Source organism: Parasphingorhabdus sp. W113 (assembly GCF_055693205.1).
In genome coordinates this window covers 722,399-735,361 of the sequence record NZ_CM146328.1, presented here as the reverse complement: position 1 = coordinate 735,361, position 12,963 = coordinate 722,399, and the positions used below count along the sequence as shown (strand labels likewise).

Genomic DNA, 12,963 nt, shown 5'->3' with positions numbered 1-12,963 from the left:
GGCTAATCTCACCCCTTGCCCTTGGTCTTGGTATTACCGGTCTTGGCCTTGGCTTCGATAAACTCGATAATCTGACCGGCGACATCCTTGCCGGTCGCGTTTTCAATGCCTTCCAGGCCCGGCGAACTGTTCACTTCCATGATCACGGGCCCATGATTGGCGCGGAGGATATCAACCCCGGCCACATTCAAGCCCATCACTTTTGCCGCGCGCACGGCGGTGGAGCGTTCTTCCGGGGTGATCTTGACCATCTTGGCGGTGCCGCCCCGATGCAGGTTGGAACGGAAATCGCCCTCCGCACCGGTGCGTTTCATCGCCGCGACAACCTTGCCGCCGACCACAAAAATACGGATGTCACTGGAGCCCGCTTCCTTGATAAATTCCTGCACCAGGATATTGACGTTGAGACCGCGAAAAGCCTCGACGACCGATTTAGCCGAATTGGCAGTTTCGCCAAGCACCACGCCGATGCCCTGGGTTCCTTCCAGCAATTTGATCACCGCTGGCGCGCCGCCGACAATTTTCAGAACCTCTTCGGTTTGCTTGGGATCATGGGCGAAGGCCGTCACCGGCAGCCCGAGGCCGTGCTTGGCAAATATCTGCATCGACCGCAGTTTGTCCCGAGACCGGCCCACCGCCACGCTTTCGTTGAGCGGCCAGACATTCATCATCTCAAATTGCCGCAACACCGCCAGTCCGTAGTGGGTGATCGATGCACCAATGCGCGGAATCACCGCATCGAAACCGGTTAGCGTCTCTCCGTTATAGAGAATGGACGGCCGATGCGATGTGATGTTCATCGTGCAGCGCAATGTATTGAGGATGTGCATGCTATGGCCGCGCTCCTCTGCGGCCTCGACCAAACGGCGGTGGGAATAGAGTTTCGGGTTTCGAGCCAGCATCGCGATTTTCATGGGTTTTCCTTTAAATTTGTCGTTTTCGGCTCTGCCTCGCTTGGTCCGGGACGCCCGAGCAACCAGCGCTTCGCGCTGTTCACCAGAAAACCCCGTTTGAGGGCGCGCCGACCGATCAGGACCGGAAACGCCATCGACTGCCGATTGGCCAAAGTCATGTGCCCGGTCCACGTCAGGGGGCCAAGTTGCATAACCGTTTCAATAACATATCTTTGCTGGGAACGCCCGTTCGAACTTTTGATCAGCCTGCGTTCCACGAGCTTCGCTTCGCAGCCAATGGCGGCGTGCTCGGGTGATTTCGGGATTGTGAAAGCAACCCACTGCTCGCCGTCGCGCTCAAACGGCTTAATGCGCACTGCGTGCAAGGATGAGGTCGCAGCACCACTGTCAATCTTGGCATGAATATTTTCCACGCCCAGATCCGGCAAGCTGACCAGTTCGCACCAGCCAATCTCGCAGGGCTCCTTCAACCGTTTCCGCAACCGTACGGGTTTTGCTTTCGTCATGGTTCCGCTGATGCCCGACAATCGCCATTGGGCACAAGAGAAATTGCCAGATTGATTCCAAAGAAAAAAGCCGGAGCGCTGGCCCCGGCTTTTTCATGGTCAAGACGAACAGCGGTCAGACGACGCCGTAAGCCAGCATCGCATCCGCGACTTTCTTGAAGCCCGCGATATTCGCGCCTTTGACATAGTCCACATAGCCATCGCCCTGATCGCCATATTCGACACATTTGCCATGAATGCCTTCCATCAATTCGGTCAGCATCGTGCCAAGCCGCTGATGGTTCCAGCTGATCCGCTCGGCATTCTGGCTCATTTCAAGGCCGGAAACCGCAACGCCGCCAGCATTGGCCGCCTTGCCCGGGCCATACATGATTTTGGCATCATGGAAGACATGCACGCCTTCCAGTGTCGTCGGCATGTTCGCGCCTTCGGAGACCGCTTTCACGCCGTTGGAAACCAACGTCTTGGCTTCATCTTCATTCAATTCATTCTGGGTGGCGCAAGGCAGGGCCAGGTCACAGGCAACACTCCACGGACGATCCCCCTCATGGAAGCTCGCGCCCTTGAATTCATCGACATATTCCGAGATCCGGCCACGGCGATTATTCTTGAGATCCTTGACCCAGTCGATCTTGTTCTGATCGATGCCATCAGGATCGTGAATGAACCCGCCGCTATCGGACAGCGTCAGCACTTTGCCGCCCTGCTTGGTAATCTGCTCGGCGGCATGCGTGGCGACATTGCCGGAACCGGAGATCACCGCAGTCTTGCCGTCAATCGCATCGCCTTTATGCTTCAGCATATTTTCCATGAAATAAACCGCGCCGTAACCGGTGGCTTCTGGCCGCATCTGCGAACCGCCATATTCGATACCCTTGCCGGTCAGCACGCCCTCCCAGCGGTTGGTGATGCGCTTGTACTGGCCGAACATATAACCAATTTCCCGTCCACCTACACCGATGTCGCCGGCGGGCACGTCCGTATCCGGACCGATGTGGCGATAGAGTTCGGTCATGAACGACTGACAGAAGCGCATGACTTCGGCGTCGGACTTGCCGCGTGGATTGAAGTTGGCGCCGCCCTTGCCGCCGCCCATGGGCAAACCGGTCAGCGAATTTTTGAAGGTCTGTTCAAAGGCGAGAAACTTGAGAACGCTCTCGGTCACGCTGGGATGAAAGCGCACGCCGCCCTTATAGGGACCAATGGCGTTGTTGTTCTGAACCCGCCACCCGCGTTGTACCCGGATATTGTGATTATCATCTTCCCAGCACACGCGGAACGACACCACCCGATCCGGTTCCGCCATCCGCCGCAGAATCTGTGCCGCGTGATATTGTTCCTTGTCTTCGATAAAGTCGAAAATATCCATGGCGACTTCCTGCACCGCCTGGATAAATTCAGTCTGTCCCGGATTGCGTTTTTTCACGCCCTCCATGAATGTTGGAAAATCTACATGATCGGAAACGGCCATTATTCACTCCCCCAAAAAAGGTGTTAGTTTGCGCGCCCGATTATCACCTGCGATTTCCCCGAATCGCAACCGACTATTCCTCCATATTAAATCTATTTTGTTCCTTAGGTAAAGGATTGAAATTCAAACAGTTCAGCTGTCTGGATCCGTTTCTTCCGGTGCCTCGCCTTCGGTTTCGCCATCAGCCTCTTCCGCCGCAGCCTCGGGTGGCTCTTCCGGCGCGAATATGGCGGTTAGGCGATCGAGCTGTTCAGTGATCACGCTATCGACGGCCGGCGCGATCTGATCCACCGGATAGTCCATATATCCGCCGACTTTATAAGTGAAACGCACCGCCGTCTTGTCGTCCACCGGCTTGAACAGAATCGTGAGCGTTCCGGTCACCGCTTCGCCTTGCAAAGGACCGAGCGCGCCGGACATGCGGAGCATCTTGTTCTTGAGCGCGAAAAGCACGCGCATATGCTGGACGCTGCCCTCGGAGCTTTTGATATTGTCATCACTGGTGGTGCGCAGCAGTTCGCAGAAACATCCGCCCGCTTGCGCCACAAGATAGAGGTTTTCGGCATTGGCCGACCAGCTATGGTCTCCGTTCCACCAGCGCGAAGGCGCGATCAGCGTCTTCCAGACTTCTTCCGGTGGCGCGGCAATTTCCGTCTCATGCTGGATCGTAAACCCAAAGTCGCTGGTGTTGGTCACTTCCGCCTGAGCGGCAAATGATATGCCGAACGCCAGCGTCACTGCCAAAATCAAATATTTCACTGAGCTATCCCCATCCCGTTACCTTGCAGGCGCCAGGCTGGTTCACCTTGGCGCTTTGTGCTCTTTCAATTGGCTCTAACGGAAATGGCCGGGCAATATCAACTTAATCCAGCTTCAACGCGCCTTCAATCGCCTCGCTCACCGCATCCATGCTGCCCATGCCATCAACTTTGCTGACGATGTCGCGCTCCTGATAAATGGGCAGAATTGGCTGGGTCTTGGCCCGATATTCCTGCATCCGGGTGCGAACGGTTTCTTCGGTATCATCGGGCCGGCGCTTGAATTCTGTTGAGCCACAGACATCACAGATACCGGGCTTGGCCGGTTGCTTGAAACTGTCATGATAGCCTTCGCCGCATTTGCCGCAGGTAAAGCGCCCGGTAATCCGTTCCACCAGGGCATCTTCGTCGACAACCAGTTCGATAACCCGAGACAATTTGCGGCCGCGCGATGCCAGAATCTCGTCCAGCGCCACTGCCTGCGCGGCGGTCCGCGGGTAGCCGTCAAAAATAACGCCCTGATCAGGACCCAGTTCATCCAGGCGATCACCAATAATGCCGGAGACAACCTCATCAGGGACCAGTTCACCAGCGTCCATCAGAGCCTTGGCCTTCAGTCCCACTTCGGTACCCGCTTTTACGGCGGCGCGGAGCATATCACCGGTGGACAATTGGATCATGCCGTGCTCGTCTTCAAGACGGCCGGCCTGGGTGCCCTTGCCGGCACCCGGCGGTCCTAACAGGATGATGTCCATCAGTTACTGTCCCCTATAACTTTGTTTATCCCGCAGGACGATGATCAGCGCTGACGACGGCGTCCGCCCTTCAGTTTGGCTTTCTTGAGCAGGTCACCATATTGCAGAGCCAGCAGATGGCTTTGAATTTGGGTCACCGTATCCACTGTCACATTGACGATAATCAGCAGACTTGTTCCGCCCAGGAAGAAGATCGGCAAATTGGTCTGGGCCATGACATATTCCGGCAACACACAGACGAAGGCCAGATAGGCTGCGCCAACGACCGTGATACGGGTCAGCACATAGTCCAGATAGTCTGAGGTGTTCTTGCCTGGACGAATGCCAGGGATGAAGCCGCCGTTCTTCTTCAGGTTCTCCGCCGTTTCTTCGGGATTGAAAACAACCGCCGTGTAAAAGAAACAGAAGAAGATAATACCGGCCGCATAAAGCGCCATATAAAGTGGTTGGCCGTGCGCGAGATATTGGTTCATCGCAATGATAAAATCACCAAAGGCCGATTCACCTGCATTGGTGTTGCCGGCAAACTGGCTGACCGTCAGCGGCATCAGCAACAGTGACGAGGCAAAGATCGGCGGAATAACACCCGCGGTGTTCACCTTGAGCGGCAAATGGCTCCGGTCCGCTTGCATGACCCCGTTCTGGGTCGCCCGCTTCGGATATTGAATAAGCACGCGGCGTTGTGCACGTTCCATGAAACTGATGAACAGGACCAGACCGACAACCATTGCGATCAGGCCGACCACCAGAATGGCTCCGAATGAACCGCTGCGGCTGCCTTCCAGCAGGTTGCCGACAAAGGTCGGAAGCTGCGCAACAATACCCGCCATAATAATCAGGGATATGCCGTTGCCGATACCGCGACTGGTAATCTGCTCGCCGAGCCACATTAGGAACAGTGTGCCGCCGACCAGGCTGATCACAGCGCCGACACGGAACATCATGCCCGGGTCAACCACCGCCTGAAGGCCGGATTGGGACGCGAAGCTCTCGAGACCCACCGCGATAAAATAGCCCTGAATGGCGGTCAGTCCGACCGTACCATAGCGGGTATATTGATTGAGTTTCTTGCGACCAGCTTCCCCGTCTTTCTTGATCGCGGCCAGTGTTGGCGACAGCGCAGCAGCGAGCTGCACGACAATCGACGCGGTAATATAGGGCATGACGCCGAGCGCGATGAGGCTCATCCGTTCCAGCGATCCGCCGGAAAAAGTATTGAAAATATCAAGCACGCCGCCACGGGTCTGATCATAGAGATCAGCCAGAACGACAGGGTCGACACCCGGCAACGGAACAAAGCTGAGCAGCCGGAACACCACCAGGGCGCCCAGCGTGAACCAGATCCGCTTGCGCAGTTCCGTTGCTTCTCCGAATTTTGCCAGGCTCAAATTTGCTGCGACCTGATCGGCTTTTGATGCCATTAGATATTCCTTGCCCCGCTATTCAGGAAGAAAAAAGTCTTCCCGTCATTGCATCGATCCCATATCGGATGTTGCTGCCTGAAAAACAAGGCTCTTGGGCATCAACTTGCCGCGACATGGGCAAAATGAAGACAGCCCCGCCATGCCAATCGGCGCAGCAGGGCTGGGATAGACTGCAATCAGTCTTTCTTTTTGGCCTTATTAGCCGCTTTTTTCTCTTTAGCGGGTTTCGAAGGGGTTGCCTTCTTTTCGCCCTTCGCACGATGCTCAGCAGCACCCTTGACGATCTCGACCTTGCCACCGGCTTTTTCGACTGCTTCCACAGCCGCTTTAGAAGCACCAGCCACGCTGATCGAGATTTTCGCCTTGATTTCGCCTTTGGCGAGCAGACGAACGCCGTCCTTGCCACCACGAACCAGACCAGCCGCTTTCAGGGCCGCCTGATCAAGCGTGCCTTTGTTGGCCAGGCGCTTGTTGTCGATGAACTTCTGGATCATGCCGATGTTCACTTCAGCATAGTCGGTGCCGAACGGGTTGTTGAATCCGCGCTTTGGCAACCGCATGTGAAGCGGCATCTGGCCGCCTTCAAAGCCGTTGATCGAAACACCGGAACGGGATTTCTGACCTTTTTGGCCACGTCCGCCAGTTTTGCCTTTGCCGGAACCAATGCCGCGGCCGATACGGGTGCGCAACTTGCGCGCGCCGTCATTATCTTTGATTTCGTTTAATTTCATGTCGTGTACTCGCTTTCGCTTTTATTCGCACGGTTGTCTGAAAGGACTACCCTTCAACAACCTCTACAAGATGGTGCACCTTGCGGATCATACCGCGCACTTCCGGCGTGTCTTCCAGTTCGGAAACCCGGTGCATTTTGTTCAGGCCCAGGCCGATCAGCGTCTTGCGCTGATCTTCCGGACGACGGATCGGCGAACCGATCTGCTTGATTTTCACTTTTGCCATGATGATTACTCCGTCACTGCCGCAGCATCAGCCTGCGCTTCTGCTTCCGAAGCACCGCCGCGACCCAGCAAATCCGCAACTTTCTTGCCGCGACGCTGAGAAACCGACTTCGGGCTGCTCTGATCGCCAAGCGCGTCAAATGTCGCGCGGATCATGTTATAAGGGTTGGACGTTCCGTTTGACTTGGTCACAACGTCGGAAACGCCGAGACTTTCAAAAACGGCACGCATCGGACCACCCGCGATAATACCGGTTCCCGGAGGCGCCGATCGCACGGTGACATTGCCTGCGCCGAAATGGCCTTTGCCATCATGGTGCAGGGTCCGGCCTTCGCGCAATGGAACACGAACCATTTTCTTTTTCGCAGCGGCTGTTGCTTTGGTAATCGCCTCAGGCACTTCGCGGGCCTTGCCTTTACCGAAACCAGCGCGGCCCTTGCCGTCGCCGACAACAACCAATGCAGCAAAACCGAAGCGCTTACCGCCCTTGACGGTCTTGGAAACCCGGTTGATGTGGACCAGCTTCTCGATCAGTTCTTCGCCCTGATCCTGGTTGCCACGACCGCGTCCGCGTCCGCGACCGCCGTCACGGCCACCGCGGTTGTTGCCGCCACCACGGTTTCCACCGCGACCCTGGCGTTCCGGCGCACCGGTTTTTTTGTCAGCTGCTACGGCCGCTTCGGGCTGATTGCCTTCGCCGGTTGTACCCGGTTGTGCTGCACCTTCTGGTGTTTTGTTTTCGTCAGCCATCTTAAAACTCCAATCCGCCTTCACGTGCTGCGTCAGCCAGAGCTTTCACACGTCCGTGATACAGAAACCCGCCACGGTCAAAAATTACTTCTTTAACACCCGCCTTTTTGGCAGCTTCAGCGACCCGCTTGCCCACGTCGGCAGCGGCTTTTGAATCGGCACCGGTCTTGACCTTGGAGGCCTTGTCCAGCGTTGATGCGGCGGCCACGGTTTTGCCCTCTGCATCATCGATAACCTGCGCATAGATATGCCGGCTTGTGCGATGAACGGACAAACGAGGCTTTGTGAGCCCGCGCTTCCGCAATTTTGTGCGAACGCGTTGCTGGCGCCGTTTGAATAGAGAAATATTTGCCATGGCTTATTTCTTCTTCCCTTCTTTGCGGAAAACATATTCCCCGCGATATTTGATACCCTTGCCCTTATAAGGCTCCGGCTTGCGCCAGCGGCGGATTTCCGCAGCGACCTGGCCAACCTGTTGCTTGTCGATGCCGGTAATCTCGACCGTGGTCTGATCCGGTGTCTTGATGGTGATGCCTTCGGGAATGTCGAAGTTCACATCATGGCTGAAACCGAGCTGCAGGTTCAGGACTTTGCCCTTGACCGCTGCGCGATAACCAACGCCGGTGATTTCCAGAACCTTGGTGAACCCTTCGGTGACACCGTCGATGAGATTCTGGACTAGCGTGCGCTGCATGCCCCAATAAGCACGCGCGCGTTTGGTTTCGTTGGCAGGCTTGACCATCAGGCCGCCGTCGCCAAGCTCATAGGCCAGATCATCGACCATCGGGGTCGAAAGCTCGCCCTTTGGACCCTTGATCTTGACCAGGCCATCTTCCATGCTGGCGGTAACGCCATCAGGAATAGCTACTGCTTTTTTTCCGATACGGGACATGATTAGAATACCTCAGCCAGTACTTCGCCGCCGACATTCGCTTCGCGCGCTTCCGCGTCAGAGAGAACACCTTTTGGCGTGGATACGATTGTGATGCCCAGGCCGTTGCGGACTTTTGGCAGTTCTTGCGAACCACTGTAAATCCGGCGGCCAGGCTTTGAAACGCGGGCCACGTGGCGGATTGCCGGCTCGCCTTCAAAATATTTCAGTTCGATACGAAGACCGGGGTGCTTGTTCACCTCTTCTTCGCTGTAGCCACGAATATAACCTTCGCGCTGCAAAACTTCGAGAACAGCACCGCGCAATTTGGAAGCGGGGCTAACCACGCTATCTTTGCGGGCTTGCTGTCCGTTACGGATACGGGTGAGCATGTCACCCAAGGGATCGGTAAAAGCCATAATATCTTCCCTTTACCAGCTTGATTTCGTTACGCCGGGGATCAGGCCTTTATTGGCCATGTCACGCAGCTCGATACGGCAGAGACGGAACTTGCGGTAATAGCCGCGCGGACGCCCTGTGGTTTCGCAGCGGTTACGCACGCGGGTTGGATTACCGTTGCGCGGAATTTCCGCCATTTTGAGACGCGCCATCAACCGCTCGGTCTCGTCAAGAGACTGATCGTTGGCCATCGCCTTCAACTTCGCATAACGGCCGGCATATTTCTTCACCAGCTTCTTGCGACGTTCGTTTTTATTAATGGAACTCAGTTTCGCCATGACTTAAGTTCTCTTCCTTTCTTGCGTGTCCCGGCGGCAGGCCGGGAACTTAAAAATCCGGTGCAGCCGTTATGCTGCGGCTTGCTCTTCTTCTTCCTGCGGGAACGGGAAACCAAACAGTTTCAGAAGCTCACGCGCTTCGTCATCTGTGGTCGCCGAAGTCGTCACGATAATGTCCATTCCGCGAACCGTGTCGATTGCGTCGTAGCTGATCTCTGGAAAGATGATCTGCTCTTTCAATCCCATCGCGAAATTGCCGCGACCGTCGAAGCTTTTCGGGTTCAGACCGCGAAAATCTCGGATCCGTGGCATCGCCACAGTAACCAGACGGTCGAGAAACTCATACATGCGTTCGCGGCGCAGGGTAACCTTGCAGCCGATCGGCATACCTTCGCGCAACTTGAAGGTTGCGATAGAGGTTTTCGCCTTGGTGATCACGGGCTTCTGGCCGGCAATCAATTCCATTTCAGCGGCAGCAGTCGCGACCTTTTTCTTGTCCTGGCTGCCTTCGCCAACACCCATATTGATCGTGACCTTGGTAATCCGAGGCACTTCCATGGGATTGGAATAGTTGAACTTTTCCTGCATCGCCTTGACGATTTCCTCGTCATATTTCTTGCGAGCGCGTGGGGTATATTTATCAGCCATCGACTTTTTCTCCGGACTTCACGGCGACACGCACCATTTTTCCGTCCTTTTCTTCAAAGCGAACCCGCGTGGGTTTGCCATCTTTCGGATCCGCCAGAGCGACCTTGCTGATATGCATTGGCGCTTCTGAACGCTCCAGACCCCCTTGCGGGTTGGCCTGGGTTGGTTTGCGGTGACGGACAGCGATGTTGACACCAGCGACGAACAATTTGCCGTCCTTTGGCATCACTTTGGTCACTTCACCGGATTTGCCTTTGTCCTTGCCGGACAGAACAACAACCGTGTCACCTTTTTTGATCTTTGCATTGGCCATGATTACAATACCTCCGGCGCAAGGCTGATGATTTTCATATGCTTCTTGGCGCGCAATTCGCGAACCACAGGGCCAAAGATACGCGTACCGATGGGCTCCTTAGCATTGTTGACCAGCACTGCTGCGTTGCTGTCGAAACGGATAACCGAACCATCCTTGCGGCGGATATCCTTGCGGGTACGAACGATCACAGCACGGTGAACGTCGCCCTTCTTGACCTTGCCGCGCGGCGCTGCTTCCTTGACCGATACGACGATAATGTCGCCAACACCGGCAAAGCGGCGTTTTGAACCGCCCAGCACTTTGATGCACTGCACGCGTTTGGCACCGCTATTGTCAGCGACCTCCAGGTTCGATTGCATCTGGATCATGGATCCAATTCCTTCTTTCTGTTCCGGTAAATCCCGGAAGTTCTTAAACTCGTCATCCCAGCGAAAGCTGGGATCTACTTAACTTTTGGTGCTCTCCATCAGGAGATCCCAGCTTTCGCTGGGATGACGGCCGGCCGTCAGCTTTCGGCTTTTACTTCGCCTTCGTCATCGGCTGTAATTTCAGCAACCTTTGGCGTGGCCGGTGCAGCTGCTGCGCCGACCCGTTCCAGCACTTTCCAGGTTTTCAACTTGGAAATCGGCTTTGTTTCTTCAATCCGCACGGTTTCACCGGTGCTGATTTCGTTCTTTTCGTCATGGGCGTGGTACCGCTTGGAGCGCCGCATGATCTTGCCGTAAAGCGGGTGCTTCACTTTGCGTTCGACGTTGACGACAACAGTCTTGTCGCCTTTGTCTGACACTACCGTGCCGGTGAGAATACGTTTTGGCATATCGGTTCCTTACGCCTTTTCTGCGACAGCGGCTTTCGCGCGCTCGTTCTGCAGTGTTTTGATTGTCGCAATCGTGCGGCGAACTTCCCGCATCCGGCTTGGCTTTTCGAGCTGGTTGGTTGCAGCCTGAAAGCGCAGGTTAAATGCCTCGCGCTTCAGCTCGCCCAGATCGGCTTCCAGCTGGTCGTCGGTTTTGGCCCGCAAATCTTCTGTCTTGCTCATGTCCTTAACCCTCCAGGTGCGACGTATCGCCGAGGCGCGCCACAACTTTTGTTTTGATCGGCAGCTTCATCGCCGCGCGCTCGAAAGCAACCGCTGCAATGGGGCCCGGAACACCGTCCAGTTCGAACATGATCCGGCCAGGTTTCACCCGGGCAGCCCAATATTCAACGGAGCCTTTACCTTTACCCTGACGCACTTCGGCAGGTTTTTTCGATACCGGTACATCCGGGAACACACGGATCCACAAACGGCCCTGCCGCTTGATGTGGCGCGTGATCGCGCGGCGGGCCGCTTCGATCTGACGTGCAGTGATCCGCTCGGGTTCCATGGCCTTCAAGCCATAGGAGCCGAAGTTCAGCGTCGTGCCGCCCGGTGCGTTGCCCTTGATCCGGCCCTTGTGAGCCTTCCGGAATTTTGTCTTCTTTGGTTGCAGCATGATGCTTTACCTATTCCCTAATGTTCAGCGTGAGGGGCGGACGCCGGAAGTTTGCGCTTCCACCATCAACCGGTCTTGAGCCATTGGATCATGACCCAATATCTCGCCTTTGAAAATCCAGACCTTGATGCCGATAATGCCGTAAGCGGTCAGCGCTTCATGTTCAGCATAATCGATATTGGCGCGCAGCGTATGAAGCGGCACCCGGCCTTCGCGATACCATTCCACGCGGGCAATTTCTGCTCCGCCGAGACGGCCACCACAAACAATCTTAATTCCTTCAGCACCGAGACGCAGAGCGGATTGCACCGCGCGCTTCATGGCACGACGGAAAGCCACACGGCGGATCAGCTGATCACCAATGCCCTGCGCTACCAGCTGTGCATCAACTTCCGGCTTGCGGATCTCGACGATGTTCAACGACACGTCGCTGGACGACATGTCGCTCAGCTTGCGGCGCAGTTTTTCGATATCCGCGCCTTTCTTGCCGATGATCACGCCAGGACGCGCCGCATAGATCGAAACCCGGCAGGTCTTGGCAGGGCGCTCAATCACAACCTTCGAAATCGCAGCCTGAGGAACGGTTTCAAGGATGAATTTGCGCATCTTGATGTCTTCCATCAAGAGATCGCCATAGTTGGAACCTTCCGCATACCAGCGGCTGTCCCAAGTCCGGTTAATCTGCAGGCGAAGCCCGATAGGATTACTCTTTTGACCCATGGTTTACGCCTCTTCTTCTTGCGTCTCGCGAACGACGATGCGGACGCGGCTAAATGGCTTGATGATCTTGGCGGAACGACCACGTGCGCGGGCTTTCCAACGCTTCATAGTCAGGCTCTTGCCGACACTGGCTTCCTGAACGATCAACGCATCAACATCCAGATTGTGGTTGTTTTCTGCATTGGCGATCGCGGAAGCGAGAACCTTGCTCATATCCTTGGCCATGCTCTTCTTCGAGAAGGACAGGATGTTCAAAGCGTCTTCTGCTTTCTTGCCACGGATCAGCTGTGCAACAAGGTTCAGCTTCTGGGCAGAACCACGAATGGAATTGCCAACAGCCAAAGCTTCATTGTCGCCAACGCGGCGCGGTGATGATGCCTTACCCATTATTTCTTGCCCTTTTTGTCAGCGCCATGGCCATAATAGTTGCGCGTCGGCGCGAACTCTCCAAGCTTGTGACCGACCATGTCTTCATTCACCGAAACCGGGATGAACTTCTGGCCGTTATAAACACTGAAAGTCAGACCGACGAAATCAGGCAATACGGTGGAACGCCGCGACCAGGTCTTGATCGGGGTGCGCTTGCCAGCTTCCTGTGCGTCCTGCGCTTTTTTCAGCAGGTGGAGGTCAACAAATGGACCTTTTTTGATGGAACGAGCCAT

The 12,963-nt window shown here is 55.6% G+C and carries 22 protein-coding genes; all 22 read right to left on the bottom strand.

Features of this window, described 5'->3' with window-relative positions; all coding sequences use genetic code 11:
- Positions 1–8 precede the first annotated feature (8 nt).
- The 22 genes from rimK to rpsS all read right to left on the bottom strand — a co-directional run bounded on the left by rimK (position 9) and on the right by rpsS (position 12,963).
- On the bottom strand, positions 9–914 hold the full coding sequence (gene rimK, locus ACZ1GS_RS03510; RefSeq protein ID WP_472697108.1) for a 30S ribosomal protein S6--L-glutamate ligase: 906 nt from the start codon (positions 912–914) through the stop codon (positions 9–11).
- On the bottom strand, positions 911–1,420 hold the full coding sequence (locus ACZ1GS_RS03505) for an ATP-dependent zinc protease family protein (RefSeq protein WP_472697107.1): 510 nt from the start codon (positions 1,418–1,420) through the stop codon (positions 911–913). Before ACZ1GS_RS03505 ends, rimK begins: the two co-directional genes overlap by 4 nt.
- A 115-nt stretch (positions 1,421–1,535) precedes the next feature.
- Positions 1,536–2,891 carry an NADP-specific glutamate dehydrogenase gene (gene gdhA, locus ACZ1GS_RS03500; protein WP_472697106.1) on the bottom strand — a complete coding sequence of 452 codons (1,356 nt, stop codon included), beginning with the start codon at positions 2,889–2,891 and terminating at the stop codon, positions 1,536–1,538.
- Between the two features lie 132 nt (positions 2,892–3,023).
- Positions 3,024–3,650 carry an SRPBCC family protein gene (locus ACZ1GS_RS03495; RefSeq protein WP_472697105.1) on the bottom strand — a complete coding sequence of 209 codons (627 nt, stop codon included), beginning with the start codon at positions 3,648–3,650 and terminating at the stop codon, positions 3,024–3,026.
- Positions 3,651–3,753: 103 nt separating this feature from the next.
- Positions 3,754–4,404 (bottom strand): adenylate kinase, encoded by a 651-nt coding sequence (locus ACZ1GS_RS03490; RefSeq protein ID WP_472697104.1) that lies wholly within the window; start codon positions 4,402–4,404, stop codon positions 3,754–3,756.
- A gap of 44 nt (positions 4,405–4,448) precedes the next feature.
- The gene (secY, locus tag ACZ1GS_RS03485; protein WP_472697103.1) at positions 4,449–5,825 is read right to left on the bottom strand and encodes a preprotein translocase subunit SecY; all 1,377 of its coding nucleotides are present in this window, start codon (positions 5,823–5,825) and stop codon (positions 4,449–4,451) included.
- 179 nt (positions 5,826–6,004) lie between these two features.
- Entirely contained in the window at positions 6,005–6,559 is a 555-nt protein-coding gene (gene rplO, locus ACZ1GS_RS03480) for a 50S ribosomal protein L15 (RefSeq protein WP_472697102.1), read from the bottom strand.
- Positions 6,560–6,605: 46 nt separating this feature from the next.
- Positions 6,606–6,785 carry a 50S ribosomal protein L30 gene (gene rpmD / locus ACZ1GS_RS03475; RefSeq protein WP_472697101.1) on the bottom strand — a complete coding sequence of 60 codons (180 nt, stop codon included), beginning with the start codon at positions 6,783–6,785 and terminating at the stop codon, positions 6,606–6,608.
- Between the two features lie 5 nt (positions 6,786–6,790).
- A complete protein-coding gene (gene rpsE, locus ACZ1GS_RS03470; protein WP_472697100.1) occupies positions 6,791–7,534 on the bottom strand; it encodes a 30S ribosomal protein S5 in 744 nt (247 codons plus the stop codon).
- Between the two features lies 1 nt (position 7,535).
- Entirely contained in the window at positions 7,536–7,889 is a 354-nt protein-coding gene (rplR, locus tag ACZ1GS_RS03465; RefSeq protein ID WP_472697099.1) for a 50S ribosomal protein L18, read from the bottom strand.
- A 3-nt stretch (positions 7,890–7,892) separates the two neighbouring features.
- A complete protein-coding gene (rplF, locus tag ACZ1GS_RS03460; protein WP_472697098.1) occupies positions 7,893–8,426 on the bottom strand; it encodes a 50S ribosomal protein L6 in 534 nt (177 codons plus the stop codon).
- Positions 8,427–8,428: 2 nt separating this feature from the next.
- On the bottom strand, positions 8,429–8,824 hold the full coding sequence (gene rpsH / locus ACZ1GS_RS03455) for a 30S ribosomal protein S8 (RefSeq protein ID WP_472697097.1): 396 nt from the start codon (positions 8,822–8,824) through the stop codon (positions 8,429–8,431).
- A gap of 12 nt (positions 8,825–8,836) precedes the next feature.
- On the bottom strand, positions 8,837–9,142 hold the full coding sequence (rpsN, locus tag ACZ1GS_RS03450; RefSeq protein ID WP_108810506.1) for a 30S ribosomal protein S14: 306 nt from the start codon (positions 9,140–9,142) through the stop codon (positions 8,837–8,839).
- 69 nt (positions 9,143–9,211) lie between these two features.
- Positions 9,212–9,790: a 50S ribosomal protein L5 gene (rplE, locus tag ACZ1GS_RS03445; protein WP_472697096.1), complete on the bottom strand. Its 579-nt coding sequence runs from the start codon at positions 9,788–9,790 to the stop codon at positions 9,212–9,214.
- Complete coding sequence (gene rplX, locus ACZ1GS_RS03440; RefSeq protein ID WP_472697095.1) at positions 9,783–10,103, bottom strand: 50S ribosomal protein L24; 321 nt, start codon at positions 10,101–10,103, stop codon at positions 9,783–9,785. The genes rplE and rplX overlap by 8 nt, the downstream gene beginning before the upstream one ends.
- 2 nt (positions 10,104–10,105) lie before the next feature.
- Complete coding sequence (gene rplN, locus ACZ1GS_RS03435) at positions 10,106–10,474, bottom strand: 50S ribosomal protein L14 (protein ID WP_472697094.1); 369 nt, start codon at positions 10,472–10,474, stop codon at positions 10,106–10,108.
- A gap of 137 nt (positions 10,475–10,611) precedes the next feature.
- Positions 10,612–10,923 (bottom strand): 30S ribosomal protein S17, encoded by a 312-nt coding sequence (gene rpsQ / locus ACZ1GS_RS03430; RefSeq protein WP_472697093.1) that lies wholly within the window; start codon positions 10,921–10,923, stop codon positions 10,612–10,614.
- 9 nt (positions 10,924–10,932) lie between these two features.
- Positions 10,933–11,145: a 50S ribosomal protein L29 gene (gene rpmC / locus ACZ1GS_RS03425; protein WP_472697092.1), complete on the bottom strand. Its 213-nt coding sequence runs from the start codon at positions 11,143–11,145 to the stop codon at positions 10,933–10,935.
- 4 nt (positions 11,146–11,149) lie between these two features.
- Positions 11,150–11,581: a 50S ribosomal protein L16 gene (rplP, locus tag ACZ1GS_RS03420; RefSeq protein ID WP_472697091.1), complete on the bottom strand. Its 432-nt coding sequence runs from the start codon at positions 11,579–11,581 to the stop codon at positions 11,150–11,152.
- Positions 11,582–11,605: 24 nt separating this feature from the next.
- Positions 11,606–12,301 carry a 30S ribosomal protein S3 gene (gene rpsC, locus ACZ1GS_RS03415; RefSeq protein ID WP_472697090.1) on the bottom strand — a complete coding sequence of 232 codons (696 nt, stop codon included), beginning with the start codon at positions 12,299–12,301 and terminating at the stop codon, positions 11,606–11,608.
- A 3-nt stretch (positions 12,302–12,304) separates the two neighbouring features.
- Positions 12,305–12,688 carry a 50S ribosomal protein L22 gene (rplV, locus tag ACZ1GS_RS03410; RefSeq protein ID WP_472697089.1) on the bottom strand — a complete coding sequence of 128 codons (384 nt, stop codon included), beginning with the start codon at positions 12,686–12,688 and terminating at the stop codon, positions 12,305–12,307.
- Positions 12,688–12,963: a 30S ribosomal protein S19 gene (gene rpsS / locus ACZ1GS_RS03405; RefSeq protein WP_472697088.1), complete on the bottom strand. Its 276-nt coding sequence runs from the start codon at positions 12,961–12,963 to the stop codon at positions 12,688–12,690. Before rpsS ends, rplV begins: the two co-directional genes overlap by 1 nt.